Source organism: Heyndrickxia oleronia, from assembly GCF_017809215.1.
Taxonomy (GTDB): domain Bacteria; phylum Bacillota; class Bacilli; order Bacillales; family Bacillaceae_C; genus Heyndrickxia; species Heyndrickxia oleronia.
The window spans coordinates 2,041,389-2,058,236 of sequence record NZ_CP065424.1 but is presented as its reverse complement, the minus strand read 5'-3'; the positions used below and the strand labels follow the sequence as shown (position 1 = coordinate 2,058,236).

The window sequence follows — 16,848 nt, the reverse complement described above, 5'->3', positions numbered from 1 at the left end:
TTTTATTCGATCCTTTCATTAGCAAAATTCATTATTTTATTTACAACATCTTGAATAGTTAATGAAGTTGTATCAATCACTATAGCATCATCAGCCTTCTTTAATGGTGAAACTTCCCGTTCTGAATCTAACTTATCCCTTAATTCAATTTCTTTTTGTAACTGATTTAAATCAGATGGATAATTTTTCGCAAGATTTTCAGTATGCCTTCTTAAGGCACGTTCTTCTACGCTAGCAAGTAAAAAGATTTTTAATTCAGCGTTCGGGATTACATGAGTTCCAATATCCCGGCCATCCATGACCACTCCACCGTCTTTAGCAAACGCTTGTTGCCTTCTTACCATTTCCTCACGAACTAGACGGTGTTTAGATACTTCCGATACATTATTTGTGACCGAAGCTTCACGGATTTTTTTAGTTACATCCACTCCATCTAAATAGACTAGCTGACCTTCAATCCCTGGCTTTAGTTCAATCATAGTGACATTCAGCAAGTCTGCTAGTGCTGATTCATTATTTGGAGATATCTGATTATCTAGAGCCTTTAATGTTAAAGATCTATACATTGCTCCCGTATCTATATAGATATAAGATAGTCTTTCGGCAACAATTTTTGCAACCGTACTTTTGCCTGCAGCAGCAGGACCATCAATAGCAATACGAATTTTTTGATTCATTCAGCTTTCCACCCATTCTTTATAATAACCATGACAATCCACGTTAACTAAATACTCTATTATGATGTACTTTTAGGTAGTTAACAGTTCACTTAATATTAACATATTATATAACAACTAAAAAAGACAGAATCTAATCTGCCTTAATGATGATTCTTCCATGTTTCTATTATAGGAGTTTCATTCATTTTATTAACCCCTTCATAAAAGGTGATTTTTTGATAATCTTGAAAAAAATGAAGTGAGTGAAGAACCCCTTGAATCAATAGTAATAATATAAAGTGAAAAATTATTAATTTTACCATCCATCTTTCTATTAATTTCATTTCATCCACTCCTAAAATAATATATTAATCATTATGGGAGTAGAAGAAATTCTTTATTCATTTAAGAAACTTAAATGTTTCTTAATTAAAGCTGACTTCAAGTCTATAGACCAAATTATAGTAGTTAAATTTCACCTAAGAAAATGCTTTAAGTTAATAATCCTTTTTTTCGAAGCTCTAATTGTCTTTCAAAACAGAAGCGAAAAAGTGATTGGGTATCTTTCTCATCTAAATCAATGAATTCAATTGATGCAATGTTCTTACCTGCATCCTCCCAATTTCTTATAAGTTTAATTGGTGTATTAATATACTGATAATCTCCGTTTTGCATTGGAAGTACGATGGTAGCATCACCCGTTTCTAATGGGTGCATCTGTATATTTTTTGGTAAAAGAACGGCACATCCTCCTGCACTTATATCCTCAGTAATTGTCGTGAATCTTTCTTTAGAATTTTGTAAATACAAGGATATATCAACCGCTGTTTCAACCCTTACGTACTGTCTACGTTGTATCTTCTTAAACTCCTCAACTGGTGGGATATGTAAAATAATCAAGGGGATATTTTTTTTGACTTTGCCTATAACTTTTGTACGAAAGAGATAAGTTCCATTATCTTCTGTAGAAAAAATACAATTTAAATGTAAATCATTCACAAGAAAAGCAGTACGATTAGTCGTTAAACTAATGGGATAATCGATATATAAATTATTATTTTCAATATCAGCAATTTTGCATTTATATTTATCAGGATTATTACTTTCCAAAGATTCAAGAGTTAAGTTCATTCCAATATTTAACATCGATTTGCAAATCCTTCCTTGACATAATAATATGGTCCTAAGTATATTATGCCATTTAATGACAGACTTTTCTAGATATTCACCAAAAGAAAATGAGGAAAGCTAGATAGCTTTCCTCATAATACATTGTGATATACAGGTTCCGCGTTTTGCAGTTTTTCTACATTTTCTTCCTTTCCATCGTTTGCGTTTATAAAGATCCGGTACGTATCCTTACCTAGTGTACCTAAGAATTCATAGCAAAGCACTTCTTTTCCTAGTTCATTACTGATAATAGCCAATCTATCCTCCATTACCTTTAATTTTGGATTAATAGAGCCTTTTGCCTCTGCCATTGTTAGCTTAGGCTTAGGAATTTTTCGATTCTCAGTATTTTTCATATAATCTTGAGCAGTAAAACCAATTATTTGTCCATTATCTAAAGCAACCTTTAACTTGATCGTTTCTGGATAGATTCGAACGCCTTCTTCATTTACTACAAAGGAAAAAACACCTATATGATCATATTGTGTACTCTCAAAAACCTCCATATGATCAAACTGATTATTTTTCAAAAATTTAGACGCAGCCTGAATTCCATCATTTAAACTTAAATTTTGCTTTGTAATGTCTCGTCTTTCAATAAAATATATCGGATGTCCGCCTTTTTTAGTCATATCCATATTGCCCTCATTACCATTCTTATCTGCTAAGGTTACACTATAGAAACTAAAATTAGCACCTTTTCCATTTTCGGTTACCTTTACTTTGGTAGGATTTTTTATGTTTGTAAACTTCTTCGCTATTTGAATTGCTTCATCTTTAGTAATCGATTTACCTTTTACGTCCCGAAAATTGTTGTTATTTTTTTGAAAGCTTACTAAAGATGGATCATTTGTATTCGATTCATCGTATCCTTTAACTGTTTTTTCTACTGTTTTAAAGCCATCGATGATCGTATTATCTGCACCTTCCTTGCCAGTAGCTAGTGCCATTTCAACATCCATCCAACGTAAGTTGTTTTTTAGTACTAAGTGTTGTACTTTTCTTAGTTCCCCTTGAATATTAGCACTTTGTGAATATAATCTTTTAAGGGTCCCATATTCTTCATTAGATAGTGGTTCCTTATCAAGATCTCTAACTGCTGTTCGATAACTAAAATTTCCGATATTCGATAAAAATTCCTCTGTTTTATTAAATGGTAATAAAGTAAGAGGCAATTGACCGACATTACTATGTGCTTCCGAAGTAAGTCTCCATACATCTGCAAGGGCAGGTGAAAGAGACTTTCTTGAATTCATGGCTAACGTAGTACCAATTTGGTCATGTAACTGATCCATTTGATAAGCTAAATCATGAAATGCTCGTTGATAATTATTTTCAGCGTTTATTAAGATTGCATTTTTTTCTCGGTGTTCTTGGTACCCCCATACTCCAGTTCCAATAACACCAAGTGATAATACAGCTATAATAATTCCTCTAATCATTCAAATCACCCCTTACATACAAAATATATGTTTGCCAATTTGCTTGATTTGTGGTCTCGACCAAATCCATTTACTTGTTGCTGTAACAGGATTAAAGTAATATAAAGCATTTCCGGTAGGATCCCATCCATTAATCGCATCAATCACAGCTTTTTTTGCCGTTTCATTTGGTGTTAACCAAATTTGTCCATCTGCTACTGCTGTAAATGCACCTGGTTCAAAGATTACACCTGAAATTGTATTCGGAAATGAAGAGCTCTCCACTCTATTTAATATGACAGCAGCTACTGCCACCTGACCTTCATATGGTTCTCCTCTTGACTCTCCATACACCGCATTAGCTAATAATTGAATGTCATTTTGAGAGTAGCCATTTGGTACATTGGTCGCAGTTACATTCGTAGTACCTGATGGTTTTTTTGTTGTAGTAGTTTTTTTATTAGACGTAGATGATTTAGGCTTAATTTGTTTATTAATATCAACGCCCCCATAATAAGTAAACTCATTCCCCTTTTTAATTTGATCTTTAACAAAGGCAGCATTATAATTCGATGCTTTAACCAATTTCGCTTTTGTTGTTGGTCCAGCTAATCCATCAATATCTAAGCCAAAATCCTTTTGAAAATTTCGTAATGCCCAATACGTTCCCCATCCAAAAACACCATCAATTTTACCTGTATAAAATCCGATATTTTGCAATCTTGCTTGCAATTCTATAACATCGTCTCCAACTGCACCCCTTTGGATCACTTGATTTGTAAACGCCTGAATTGGCTGTTTTGAACTTGAAATTGTCAATGTTACAAGACAGAATAAAAGTACGAAAACAACTTTTACAAAAATGTTGTTCCTCATTGCGTTTTACCCCTCCAAAAATTGTTTTAGAATTACGGCTAGTTTTTGTTTCCAAAGGAATTTTATACAAAAAAGTAATAGTATCTTGTCATTTCCTGAAATTAGGGCAAAAAAAAACAACCGGACACAGATCATCCAATTGTATCTATAGCCGATTGATTATTTTCTGTCGTATTCATTTCATGATGCTTTTTAGATAAGGCATGCGCTTGCTTTACCTTTTTTAAACCAAGCCACCACAGAAAGAGCATAAACGGAATAATATAATATATCCATTTTGTCTTTGACAATAAAATGTAATCATAAAATCCATGAAGTAGTAAAGGGATTGTGAAAGAATATATTAATGCTTGCTTCATCTTGCGATCAAGTGAGAATTTGGCCTTACCTAAATAATAGCCCATAATTACCCCAAATAATGCATGACTTGAAACCGGTAGTAATGCTCTTCCAAAAGCAGTTCCGACACCATCAGCAATTAAATATAAAATATTTTCAACGGTTGCGAATCCTAAAGAAACACTAGCACCATAAACAATTCCATCATATGGTTCACTAAAATCCCCATGCTGATACACAACAAAAAAGAGGATAAACCATTTAAAAAATTCCTCTAATAATGCTATATTTATAAAAGCGTTAAAAATATTACCTTGTAAAATTTGCTCAATATCCAAAACATGCTGAATAAACATGATTGGAAACGTAAGAAATGCACCAAATAAAAAGGCCTTAAATACTAGTAGTACAGGCTCTAATTCATATTGATCTTTTAAATAAAAATAACTTAAAAGTGCTAAACCTGGTGCAATTCCTGCTGATAATATTACCAGCATTTTTCTGCCTCATTTCTTTTTCATTTTCTTAATCGTATCATGTATACTATAGAAAGAAAATAACCTTTTCAAAATTTGGAAAAGTATTGCTTTATTTGGGGGATTTTTTATGAAAAAAAATATATTGGTCATTCACACTGGTGGAACCATTTCTATGTATGAGGATGGGGAAACTGGTGCAGTTAAACCCGGCGAAGAAAATCCTTTATCAGCTCAAACAAAAGGACTTTCTAATCTTGCTAATTTAATCGTAAAAGAGCCATTTAATTTACCTTCACCACATATTACAATGACAGAAATGCTAAAATTAAAGGAATTAATCATAAATGAAACGAAAGAAAATACTATTGATGGGGTTGTCATTACTCATGGAACAGATACTTTAGAGGAAACTGCTTATTTTCTTGACCTTACCACTGGACTTGAGCTCCCTATAGTAGTAACTGGGGCAATGAGGTCTAGTAATGAAATCGGTTCTGATGGATTATATAATTTAATTACGTCTATAAGAGTAGCTGCCTGTGAAGAAGCAAAAGGTAAAGGTGTACTAGTTGTATTAAATGATGAAATTCATACCGCAAAAAACGTTACAAAAACACATACAAGTAATTTGTCAACATTTCAAAGTCCACAGTTCGGACCAATTGGAATCATATCAAAGCCAGGTATATTTTTCCATAATGCACCGACACATAAGGAATACTATCCTATCGATAGCATTACAAAAAATGTAGCATTACTCAAAGCACATGCCGGAATGGACTCATTATTATTTAAAGCTATTTTAGATTTAAACTATGATGGTCTTGTAATCGAAGCATTAGGACAAGGGAATTTGCCGCCAGCAACTGTAGAAGGAATTAAGTTACTCATTGAAGCAAATATCCCGACAATCATTGTCTCAAGATGTTTTAATGGCATCGCACAGGATATTTATGGCTATGAAGGTGGAGGAAAACAGCTAAAGGAATTAGGTGCGATCTTTTCTAACGGATTGAATGGGCAAAAAGCTAGAATTAAACTACTTATTGCCCTTTCACAAACAAATAATATGAAAGAAATCGAAGAAATGTTTCATAAAATATAAAAATAGAAGCAGTCCTACAAGTACTTGGTTGTACTTGCTATGACTGCTTCTATTTTTTGAAGTCAATAAGATTACAGATTTCAACGAAACATCATATAGGGTAATACCGAGTGGAATAAGGGAAAAAAGTCTTTTTTTATTCCATCTGCCCCACCCTACCTCTAGTAAGAGATATTTTATTGGTTTTTTTCTTTTAAATAATTGGCGATTAACTCACCATGAAATCGCCCGTTTTCAATAAAGATTTCATTTGCATTATTCCCGGCAGCAAGCACACCTGCGATAAAGATCCCTTCCACATTTGTTTCCATTGTATCCTGATTAAATTCAGGCTTACCTGTCTCAGAATCAATCCTTACTCCCATCTCTTTTATAAAATGATGGTCAGGGTGGTAGCCAATCATTGCAAATACATAATCATTACTTATTTCCTTTATTTCCCCGTTCACTACATATCTCACAGTACCCTCAGTAATTGCTAAAGGCTCTGCATTAAATTCCATTTTTATTTGACCGTTTCGGATTAATGAATCAAATTCTGGTAATATCCAAGGTTTTACACTTTTAGAATACTCCTTCCCTCTATATAATACCGTCACATTCGCACCAGCTTTATGTAATTCAATTGCAGCATCAACAGCTGAATTTTTCCCGCCAATTACCATGACATCCATATCGAAATATGGATGAGCCTCCTTAAAATAATGAAAAACATGTGGGAGAGTTTCTCCAGGAATATTTAATTGGTTAGGATGATCATAATAGCCCGTTGCGATGATTACATACTGTGCTTGATATTCGTTCTTTGATGTTTGAACTTCAAAACTGCCATCTTTCATTTTCTGTACACTTTTGACTGTTTCAAACCTATTAATCCGTAGATTTTTTCTTTTTACGACTTCACGATAATAAACTAATGCATGATTTCTTCTCGGTTTTAAATTTTCGTTAATAAATGGAACCCCACCAATTTCAAGCTTTTCACTAGAGCTGAAGAAAGTCTGATGGGTAGGATAATTGTAAATAGCATTGACAATATTACCTTTTTCGATTACTAATGGATTCATTCCGATTTCTTGTAAAGCAATTGCAGCTGAAAGTCCACATGGGCCTCCTCCAACAATAATACAATTCTCAAACTGCATGTTTTGGTCACCTCTTATACACTATTTTGTTCATGAAAGAACAAAATGTTCCATATTCACTTTTTATATTATTACTAGACAGTACCGAACTGTTAATTAAAATCAAAAAATCTCCCATCCATAATGATAGGAGATTTTCTATTTTCATGCAATGATTTAAAATGATATGGAAAAGTCCATGTATAATTCGTTTAAATCCAACCTCTAAAGCGAGAAGCTTCTGCAGATTTTCTAACACCAACCATATATGCAGCTAGTCTCATATCGACTCTTCTCGTCTCAGCAGTATTGTAAACATTTTCAAATGACTGCACTAAGACTTTTTCAAGTTTCTCATCTATTTCTTCCTCTGTCCAATAGTATCCTTGGTTATTCTGTACCCACTCAAAATAAGAAACGGTTACTCCACCAGCAGAGGCTAAAACATCAGGTACTAATAAAATACCACGATCAGTAAGTATTTGTGTCGCTTCTAATGTAGTTGGACCATTAGCAGCTTCTACAACAATTTGTGCACGAATATTATGTGCATTTTCTTCTGTTATTTGATTTTCAATAGCAGCAGGGACTAAAATATCACAATCTAATTCTAGTAATTCTTTATTTGAAATGGTATTGTCAAAAAGCTTTGTTACTGTACCAAAGCTATCACGACGGTCAAGTAAGTAGTCAATATCTAAACCATTAGGATCATAAAGGGCACCATATGCATCTGAGATTCCGATGACTTTTGCTCCTGCATCATGCATGAACTTCGATAGGAAGCTTCCTGCATTTCCGAATCCCTGTACAACAACACGAGCACCTTCTAAATTAATACCGCGTTTTTTTGCTGCTTCGCGAATACAGATGGTTACTCCTTTAGCTGTAGCAGTTTCACGACCGTGAGATCCACCTAATACTAATGGTTTACCAGTAATAAAACCTGGTGAATTAAATTCATCGATTCTGCTATACTCGTCCATCATCCATGCCATAATTTGAGAGTTTGTGAAAACATCCGGAGCAGGAATATCCTTTGTTGGTCCTACGATTTGGCTAATTGCTCGAACATATCCACGACTTAATGCCTCAAGTTCACGAAATGACATTTCACGAGGGTCGCAAATGATTCCTCCTTTACCGCCACCATACGGTAAGTTAACAATTCCACATTTTAATGTCATCCAAATTGATAACGCTTTTACTTCTTTTTCAGAAACATTCGGATGGAAACGTATCCCACCTTTTGTTGGACCCACAGCATCATTGTGTTGGGCACGATACCCCGTAAAGATTTTTACAGAGCCATCATCCATTCGAACAGGTATTTTTACTGTTAGCATACGGATTGGTTCTTTTAGAAGCTCATATACTTCTTCAGGGTACCCTAGTTTTTCTAGTGCCTTATGAATTACTGTTTGTGTTGATTTTAAAACATCATGCTTTTCGTCAAATGCTTGATTATCTGCACCCAAATCGGCTGCCATTGTTGCAAACCTCCTAAAAATCACTCGTTGATGTGTATCATCCTTTCAGACATAGTATACACTTTTACTGCATTTATGCAAGACTTAAAATTATACTTTTTAAATTTTTGCAAACGCTATCAAACTAGATTTAGATTTGCTTAGTAAAACTGACAAAAAATAGGGCAATAGAAAAAATTCTCATCGCCCCATTTATGGTTGTTATTGGTTGAAATAACTTAAAAGTACCGGTAAAGCATTATTTTCAATAATCACCATTCCATATTCCTCTACCATTTCTATAGACATAGTTGATTCAATTCCATACTCTTCACAAAGTACATTTACTGCCTTAGTATTTGGTATCTTAAAATAATATTGATCTTCGAAAACCATTAATTTACTATTCAAACGTATTTGCAAATTTTCAAAGCATTGTGCAAGTTGAATAACATCTTCAATTGATTCAAAGCAAAAAACACTATCTGGAATAAATGTTGGAATTAAATGATTCGTTGATTGCTCTTCATTCATTGATTTCTCATCCATAGTTAATATTAAAACAATTTCCATTGAACTTAGTGAGAATATTTCAATTGAGATCGTATCGGTAATTTCACACTGATATTCTTTTTTTGCAATTTCAACCATCTCATCAAAAAGGTCATACCATATAAATGATTCAAACTCATCTGTTAAAAATCCTTTATCAGATAACTCTTCAAATGTAATCGAGTATTTTATTTTATTTCGTGATAATCGTTCTAATTTCATTTATTTCCGCCCCCTGATATGGCTTCTATGACCATACTATGTAAAAATGGGGAGAAAGTTCATTTTAAAGTAATGATATGGGCTTCAGGTTTGGCACCAAGTCTTAAAGGAAATAATGATGTTCCGTAACCATTGCTTACTAATTGAATGATATCTGAGTATTTATACACCCCACCTTTTTTATAAGGTGTATAACCTAAAATACGGATCTGGCCACCGTGCGTATGTCCACTAAGAATAAATGAGATTGTATCAAAATCAAACATTTTTTGAGTAATATCAGGGTTATGACTCAATAAAATTTGAAAACATGGTTCACTAATCTTTGCCATTGCTTTATGTAAATCATCCTGCTCTTGCGAGATATCATCAATTCCAATAATCGCAATTTTTTCTCCTGCTTTTGATTGGAGAAAATCAACATCATTCCTCAGCATTTTCACATCATATTTCTTAAAAATACGAAATAATTTAGCTTCATCAATTTCATAATCATTATTTCCCCATATAAAATAAATTGGACCAAGCATTTTTAATTTGCGAAGATTTTCATCGATTCTTGTCAGTGGAACACCTTGTTCAGCTAAGTCACCACCAATTATTACAAAATCTACCTTCCCTAAAGACTGCTTAATGATAGATGAATGAATATTACGCCGGTGTATATCAGAAATGAAAAACAGTCTAAGCTTCTTAAAAGATTTTGGAAAATTATTAAATTCAAATGTATGATATTGAACATTATTCTGAAAAGCTTCTGTCACCATATAAACTACTAGTAATACTCCAGCAATTATTACCATCATAAAAATTAACCAATAAATCATGTTTTCCTCCAATAATTTGGATCAATTACTAATAAATCATACCATAAATGTTGGTAATCGACACAATTGCAAGCAATTTTTCCACTTATCCTATTAACTCATCTTTTTAATTAGAGCTGCGGCAAAAAAAAGGCAGTTGACCATTTAAGATCAACTGCCTCTTTTATTTAATCTTCAGTAATATTTAAGATTCTAAATCCTGCATCTTCTAAACTATCCGTAAACTTTTTAATATTATCTCGTTTTTCTATTTTTAAAATAATTCTTCTTACCAATTTATCTGTTTCATCAAACGTTACTAAAGAGATTACTGATTCATGATACTGCTGTATAATATTAGCTAATCTTGCAATTCTACCTTCTACTTCCACTGAACTAAATGCAATCCGAATCCCTGGACGTTTAATTCCAAAGGCACTTTGGAATTGTTCGATTACATCAAATCTAGTTACAACTCCTAGAAATTTTCTATTCTCATCTACTACCGCAAATAAAGGAAAATCCTTCAATTCAACTAATGTATTTTCAAAAATTTCATTACCCTGGAAAAAGATTTCCTGATGGGTTGCAATTTCCTTTACCTTTACTGTTTTTAAATACTCTTCTTTATTGAGCTCTGAATTAAAATAATTCCTATATATATGATAATGCGTAATCATACCTACATATTCATCCCCATTTAAGACAGGCAAACCATCAACTTGCTTTTTTCTTAGTACTTCCAATGCTTCTTCAATTGAATCTTCAGCATGAACATAAAAGCATTGAGATTTTGGAATCATAATATTTTTTGCGAACATCACTTTCACCTCATAAGATAGATTTCACCATGAATATATATTCTACAAACAATGAAATATTCCCTTTATGTAGATTCGCTTTTTTGCTTAAATATACATTTTTATTTTATTGTCTTTATTTTAATGACATGTAGGACAAATCTCTCCCATAAAATTAAATGATGACAAATACAAGGAGGGAAGAAGATGCATTCATTTTATAAAAGTTACAAACCTTATATTAGTCCATTTGATCCTTGTCCACCGATAAAGGTAAAAACCTATTCAACACCACCCAATTTATATATGGGCTTTCAACCACCAAATTTACCACAATTCCCACCATTAGAAGCATTAAGAAAAGGAACACTTTGGCAACCATTATATGATCCTTACTATAGTCCGTATGAACGAGCAAAGGAGTGAACCGAGTGATGAAACAAGTACCTCCTGAATATTATCAAAAACTTGAGGAACTTCAGGCTATTGATTTTGTAATAGTTGAATTGACATTGTATTTGGACACTCATCCAAAAGACCAGGATGCTGTTCAACAATACAACCAATTTGTACACCACAGAAAGAAACTAAAAAAGGAGTTTGAAAAGCTGTTTGGACCGCTGACTAACTTTGGTTATAGTTATTCTGATTATCCATGGAATTGGAAGGATGCACCTTGGCCATGGCAAGTTTAAATAGACTAATAATAAATACAAAGGAGTGAAGATCATTCATGTGGGTTTATGAGAAAAAGCTCCAGTACCCAGTTAAAGTTGGTCAATGTAACCCAATGCTTGCAAAATTCTTAATTGAGCAATACGGCGGTGCGGATGGAGAACTTGCTGCAGCACTTCGTTATTTAAACCAAAGATATACAATCCCGGATAAAGTTATAGGGTTACTAACAGATATTGGAACTGAGGAATTTGCTCATCTTGAAATGATTGCAACGATGGTGTACAAATTAACAAAGGATGCAACACCTGATCAAATGAAAGCAGCAGGTTTGGGTGCACATTATGCAGACCATGATAAAGCTCTTTATTATGAAAATGCTGCAGGAGTACCTTGGACAGCTGCACATATCCAAGCTAAAGGTGATCCCATTGCTGATTTATACGAAGATATTGCTGCGGAAGAAAAAGCTCGGGCGACTTATCAATGGATAATTAATATGAGTGATGATCCTGATATTAATGATACTTTAAGGTTTTTAAGGGAGCGTGAAGTAGTTCATTCTCAGCGATTCCGTGAGGCAGTTGAAATATTAAAAGAAGAAAGAGGAAAGAAAAAAATATTTTAAATATTTCATATTCCTCTATTTACTTTCATGGTATAAATTTATATTAAACTTTGCTTTCATGATTTCAAAAACTATATATCTAGAAGCCCAAGCATCATTTTTCCATAAATCTTTACTACGATCAACAATTTCACATCTTAATTCATGATACTCTTTTTCAGCTTTTTCTTTTTTATCATATAGCACCTTTGTCGCTCCGAATAATCCTATAGCAAGAAAAATAAATAGCAAATGTGTATTGTCTCCCACCAGAATAGAAAAGATCTCTGAAAATGAATACGAATATGGTTCAAGAATACGATAATATAAAAAATAAAGACATCCAAAACTGTAAAATACGCTAATTGTTAAAAGCAATATATGTTGCTGCTTTAAACGATCAAATTTTATTTTCCTGTTGACAAGATTTTGCAGCATTTGTTTTGTAGCTTGGTCAGTTTGCTTAAGTGATAAAATAGTAGATTCCATGGCAACTCCCCCTTTCAAATTCATTGTATGAACCAGTCCAAATAGGTATACCAAAAATAGAGGTTCACTTAATTTTTAATTGAGGGGAAAGTCACCAATGCCATATTTTTAGGGTGATCGGATTGAGACTACCTTTCACCCTAATACACTTTAAACTTATTAAGGAAGATGAATTTCCAACACTTGGCCAACAATGATGCCATCATTCGATAGATCATTCCATTGTTTAATAAGATCTATCCCTGATTTGGAATGATAGTATTTTAACGCTATGCTATACAATGTTTCATTTGGTTGAACAGTGTGAAAAATAATTTTTTGGTCTTCGTTATTTGTCTGTGAATTGGTTTCAATATCTATTTTTTCGGCGACAGAATCATCTTGAGTCTCTTGTTCACCACTATTTTTATTTTCATTCGAGCCACTGTTATTGTATGTATTAGGTTGCTTGGCCTGTTTTTCTCCCGCTGACACAATCTCATAAGGAACCTCTTCCCCAGCCATTTTCGCACCTAAATCAAGAAAAAATGATTTTTTTAGTATAAATGTATATAGTGAAAAACTAATAATTGGTAATAAAATAAAAAAAGTTAAAAGTACTCTTAATAATGGGAAAGTCATTTTCCTTTTTTTCTTTTTTCTTTGTTTATTTCTTGAACCGTGTAATTCACTTCTAGTAGGTAGACGATGCACATCTTCATTTTCTTCTATATTCGTTTCATCCATCTTTATCTTTTCAATTTTCTTTCGATGGATCTCAATTGGATCTTTATATGGATCCGTCCTCATTTTTCATCACTTCCACTGCACTTTACTTAATTGTCTTGTTATTATATTTGATACTTAAACCAAGCAAAAAATCAACAATAAAATGCATGACGATTGTTGTCACAACATTATGGTCAGAAATCTCGTAAACCAAGCCCATCAAAAAACTTAAAACTACAATGTTTACGATCAAAAACCAATGTCCCCAGTACCGAATATGTGCAATGGCAAAAACGATACTAGCAATAACCATTCCGAAATTCGTTTGAATGACTCCTCTAAATAGGAGCTCCTCACTGAATGCAATGACTGCTGCTAAAAAAAGAATCTCAAGGAATGAGCGGTCTTTAAATATTTTTTCATTTACCCCACCATCGTCATAATAATGTTGAGGTAGAACTCTCATCAAAATAAGATCTAATATAACGATGATAATCCCACTGACAACTCCCAATGATAGGATAGATGAATTTACTTTAAATAAATGAAAAAACGATTGATAATCGTGAAATAAAAAAATAGACGAGATGATAGAAATTGTTAAGATTATCACTTGTGTAATATATAAATGGAAAGTTAGTTCCCGTTTCGACAACTGCTTTATTACATCTGATTGTTTGTTTTTTCTCATTATTTTTCGCCTCTCAGCAATAAATGACCTAGCATGGACTGCCAAGTTTTCTGTTGCTCCTCATTAATTGACTCTACTATTTCCATTTCAAACTCTTCCATCTGGATGCCACAATTATCACAGCAGTTGTGAATCTGAAGGGTTTGGGTTTCATTAAAATACTCTAATATATCTTTTCGACGGCATGAGGTTGATTTTAACCATTTTATCATATCTTTCAGTTTTAATTGTTTATATTGAATCCTACTATCTCGGATTTTTTTCACTTTGTTAATCAATATAGACTGTTCTTCTGATAACTTACTATAATATATTAAAAAACGATGCTGTATTTCAGATAAGTTTAAAAGATCCACATGCTTTTTTCTTTCATCAGATAGATTATAAAACTGTTCTATTTGAGAATCAGTTGGCAGTTCTTGATCGAACATTTGTAATGGTATTAATTCATCCCCTGAAGCATATAAAAGAATGGCTATGCTCTGTTCTCCATCTCTACCTGCACGACCAATCTCCTGTAAATAAGACTCTAATTGATATGGCATATGAAAATGAATGACAAAGCGAATATTATCCTTATTTACCCCCATTCCAAATGCACTTGTTGCACAAATTATCTGTATCTGATCATTTAAAAATTGTTGCTGTATCAGTATTCTTTGCTCTTGCTCCATTCCCGCATGATAAGCTGCTATATTACCTATGCCCTCATTGCGAAGCAATTGAGCAATTTCTTCTGCTAGACGCTTACTTGAAAAATAGATAATGCCAGGCTTTTGTAGATGTTTAACCAAATATAAAAGTTTTTTAACCTTCATTTGATGGTTCCTAACTTTATCCACAGTTAATGAAATATTCGGGCGATCCACAGAGAATATTAATTGATTTACTCTTTTTAATCGCAAATATTTAATGATATCTTCACGTACTTCTTCTGTGGCTGTAGCAGTTAAAGCTAATGTAACCGGATTCCCAAGTAATGCTCGTACCTCATGTAAATTTAAATAATCTGGTCTAAAATCATGACCCCATTGTGAAATACAATGTGCTTCATCTACTACAAATAGAGTGATATTCAATTTCTTAATCTTTTCTAATACAAATTCATTTGTCAGCATTTCGGGTGAAATATAAATAAAACGATATAAATGTAATGTATTTAGTAATTTTTTTCGTTCTTGAAATGTAAGAAATGAATTCAATGCAATTACCTTTTTTTCTCCCATCATCCGAAATTGATCTACTTGATCCTGCATTAAGGACAATAATGGAGAGACGATTAAAACAGCACCTGTCATTAAATAACCCGGTAACTGATAACAAAGAGATTTTCCGGTACCTGTTGGCAATAATGCCAATGTATCCTTGCCGTTTAAAACCGAAGAAATGACATCCTCCTGCCCCGTACGAAATGAAGAAAAACCAAAATGATTATATAATTCATCAGTTAAGTTCATTGCCATTCCCCTTGTTTTTTGCTAATGCTAATCGAATTTGAAAATATGATACCTCTTGTATTACTTCTTTAATTGGCTTTAGCTTTTTTTTCCCTACGATTGCCGCTGTTTGAATAATTTCAGTTTCTAATTCCTTTGATAAATATGGTGAAACATCCAAATCTACTTGATTTAGCAAAATTTCAATTACATGGTCTTCAATTGTATTCGTTTTAAGTTTACGTAATATCGCTACTTCTTGAATCGAATGCCCGTTTTTTAATAATAAATAGGTTTCTTTCGTAGAATTTGTTAGAGGAACGGATTGATGGCTGTCTTTTATAAGCGAAAATAATAGCGGATATTCCGAATTATTCTGCAAAATTGTACCGAGCATAAAATGCAGTAAATGGATAAAACGATACCAATATTCCGTATACTCCATTCCGAAATATTCAGCGGATTGCTCTATCGTTAAGCCGACCTGTTGATTCCCTGTCAAACGAATGAGGAATAATTCCGGTTTTTCCGGAGGTTCCTGTTTAAAAATGGAAGATAACTCATGAAATAATTTTATACTTATCTCTTGTTTTGAAAATTGTGATTGCTTCAAAAAGGATTTAATCCAAATTTGTGTATCTGGATCCCTGACAATTGGATAGTATTTTTGTATATCATGAATTGAATTTGAAAGAACCTGAACAAATAATGTCAGCCGTCTCCAGAAAATGATTCCTACATCTTGGTATTTCAATCCGTTTAAGTATGAAGGAAATGTATCTTTTTCAAAAAAAACAGCTAATTCCTGACATCCTTTTTCAGAAAGGACGAACTTTAGTTCATCTTGTTGAGTAATGAATCCATTTTGATAAAGATCATGGATGATCTCATCAAATACATTCCGTTGTAGATTGGGAAAGGTTTGAAAAAAAACACCTAAATTAAATAAGTGAGCATCCTGAATCGTCTGAGATGACTTCTTACCTTTAAGTAAATGGTAAATGGAATAAACTGTACGTGCTCCTTCTATTCTTTGTAATTGAACTAATACGATAGCATGTAAAAACGTCATTATGTTTTTACCTCTTTGTCTTTTTATGTCTAATTTTATCATGAATGATAAAGCTATTGTTGATTATTTTTATGAACAAATTAAGAAACAGAAACTATCTATTGAAAAGTTGCTAGATGAGTTTTATTATTAGGATTGTATGAATAAT

General features: G+C 32.9%; 20 protein-coding genes. 4 read left to right on the top strand and 16 right to left on the bottom strand.

Translation table 11 applies throughout. The features are described from left to right. Positions 1-2 precede the first annotated feature (2 nt). The 6 genes from cmk to prsW all read right to left on the bottom strand — a co-directional run bounded on the left by cmk (position 3) and on the right by prsW (position 4,962). Entirely contained in the window at positions 3-677 is a 675-nt protein-coding gene (gene cmk, locus I5818_RS10295) for a (d)CMP kinase (protein WP_058002347.1), read from the bottom strand. Positions 678-820: 143 nt separating this feature from the next. Next, complete coding sequence (locus tag I5818_RS10290; protein WP_058002346.1) at positions 821-1,003, bottom strand: DUF5359 family protein; 183 nt, start codon at positions 1,001-1,003, stop codon at positions 821-823. Between the two features lie 148 nt (positions 1,004-1,151). Continuing rightward, positions 1,152-1,805, bottom strand: coding sequence for a flagellar brake protein (locus I5818_RS10285; RefSeq protein WP_071976101.1), 654 nt, complete (start codon positions 1,803-1,805; stop codon positions 1,152-1,154). 116 nt (positions 1,806-1,921) lie between these two features. After that, the gene (ypeB, locus tag I5818_RS10280) at positions 1,922-3,271 is read right to left on the bottom strand and encodes a germination protein YpeB (RefSeq protein WP_058002344.1); all 1,350 of its coding nucleotides are present in this window, start codon (positions 3,269-3,271) and stop codon (positions 1,922-1,924) included. Between the two features lie 12 nt (positions 3,272-3,283). Beyond that, complete coding sequence (sleB, locus tag I5818_RS10275) at positions 3,284-4,126, bottom strand: spore cortex-lytic enzyme (RefSeq protein WP_071976102.1); 843 nt, start codon at positions 4,124-4,126, stop codon at positions 3,284-3,286. A 131-nt stretch (positions 4,127-4,257) separates the two neighbouring features. Then, positions 4,258-4,962, bottom strand: coding sequence for a glutamic-type intramembrane protease PrsW (gene prsW, locus I5818_RS10270; RefSeq protein ID WP_058002342.1), 705 nt, complete (start codon positions 4,960-4,962; stop codon positions 4,258-4,260). Positions 4,963-5,071: 109 nt separating this feature from the next. Between prsW and I5818_RS10265 the strand changes: the two genes are divergently transcribed. After that, on the top strand, positions 5,072-6,049 hold the full coding sequence (locus tag I5818_RS10265) for an asparaginase (protein ID WP_058002341.1): 978 nt from the start codon (positions 5,072-5,074) through the stop codon (positions 6,047-6,049). 176 nt (positions 6,050-6,225) lie between these two features. On the opposite strand, the gene I5818_RS10260 is transcribed toward I5818_RS10265, so the two are convergent. From I5818_RS10260 to I5818_RS10240, 5 genes are all read right to left on the bottom strand, one after another. Beyond that, on the bottom strand, positions 6,226-7,194 hold the full coding sequence (locus tag I5818_RS10260) for a YpdA family putative bacillithiol disulfide reductase (RefSeq protein WP_058002340.1): 969 nt from the start codon (positions 7,192-7,194) through the stop codon (positions 6,226-6,228). A gap of 191 nt (positions 7,195-7,385) precedes the next feature. Next, complete coding sequence (locus tag I5818_RS10255; RefSeq protein WP_058002339.1) at positions 7,386-8,663, bottom strand: Glu/Leu/Phe/Val family dehydrogenase; 1,278 nt, start codon at positions 8,661-8,663, stop codon at positions 7,386-7,388. Positions 8,664-8,864: 201 nt separating this feature from the next. After that, the gene (locus I5818_RS10250) at positions 8,865-9,416 is read right to left on the bottom strand and encodes an adaptor protein MecA (protein ID WP_078111098.1); all 552 of its coding nucleotides are present in this window, start codon (positions 9,414-9,416) and stop codon (positions 8,865-8,867) included. Between the two features lie 59 nt (positions 9,417-9,475). Then, positions 9,476-10,243 carry a metallophosphoesterase gene (locus tag I5818_RS10245; protein WP_058002337.1) on the bottom strand — a complete coding sequence of 256 codons (768 nt, stop codon included), beginning with the start codon at positions 10,241-10,243 and terminating at the stop codon, positions 9,476-9,478. A 167-nt stretch (positions 10,244-10,410) separates the two neighbouring features. Further along, complete coding sequence (locus I5818_RS10240; protein ID WP_071976104.1) at positions 10,411-11,043, bottom strand: CBS domain-containing protein; 633 nt, start codon at positions 11,041-11,043, stop codon at positions 10,411-10,413. Between the two features lie 186 nt (positions 11,044-11,229). Between I5818_RS10240 and I5818_RS10235 the strand changes: the two genes are divergently transcribed. From I5818_RS10235 to I5818_RS10225, 3 genes are read left to right on the top strand one after another with little or no spacing between them, the layout of a single operon-like run. Beyond that, positions 11,230-11,448 (top strand): spore coat associated protein CotJA, encoded by a 219-nt coding sequence (locus I5818_RS10235; protein WP_058002335.1) that lies wholly within the window; start codon positions 11,230-11,232, stop codon positions 11,446-11,448. 8 nt (positions 11,449-11,456) lie between these two features. Then, complete coding sequence (locus I5818_RS10230; RefSeq protein WP_058002334.1) at positions 11,457-11,717, top strand: spore coat protein CotJB; 261 nt, start codon at positions 11,457-11,459, stop codon at positions 11,715-11,717. A gap of 38 nt (positions 11,718-11,755) precedes the next feature. Further along, a complete protein-coding gene (locus I5818_RS10225) occupies positions 11,756-12,325 on the top strand; it encodes a manganese catalase family protein (RefSeq protein ID WP_058002333.1) in 570 nt (189 codons plus the stop codon). A gap of 15 nt (positions 12,326-12,340) precedes the next feature. Here I5818_RS10225 and I5818_RS10220 read toward each other — a convergent pair whose 3' ends face one another. The 5 genes from I5818_RS10220 to I5818_RS10200 form a co-directional block, all read right to left on the bottom strand. Next, positions 12,341-12,793 (bottom strand): YpbF family protein, encoded by a 453-nt coding sequence (locus tag I5818_RS10220; RefSeq protein ID WP_058002332.1) that lies wholly within the window; start codon positions 12,791-12,793, stop codon positions 12,341-12,343. A 159-nt stretch (positions 12,794-12,952) separates the two neighbouring features. After that, entirely contained in the window at positions 12,953-13,582 is a 630-nt protein-coding gene (locus I5818_RS10215) for a LysM peptidoglycan-binding domain-containing protein (protein ID WP_058002331.1), read from the bottom strand. A 22-nt stretch (positions 13,583-13,604) separates the two neighbouring features. Further along, positions 13,605-14,192 (bottom strand): CPBP family intramembrane glutamic endopeptidase, encoded by a 588-nt coding sequence (locus tag I5818_RS10210; RefSeq protein ID WP_058002330.1) that lies wholly within the window; start codon positions 14,190-14,192, stop codon positions 13,605-13,607. After that, a complete protein-coding gene (locus I5818_RS10205; RefSeq protein ID WP_078111096.1) occupies positions 14,192-15,649 on the bottom strand; it encodes a RecQ family ATP-dependent DNA helicase in 1,458 nt (485 codons plus the stop codon). The genes I5818_RS10210 and I5818_RS10205 overlap by 1 nt, the downstream gene beginning before the upstream one ends. Then, a complete protein-coding gene (locus I5818_RS10200) occupies positions 15,636-16,700 on the bottom strand; it encodes a YpbB family protein (RefSeq protein WP_058002328.1) in 1,065 nt (354 codons plus the stop codon). Before I5818_RS10200 ends, I5818_RS10205 begins: the two co-directional genes overlap by 14 nt. Positions 16,701-16,848: the final 148 nt, after the last annotated feature.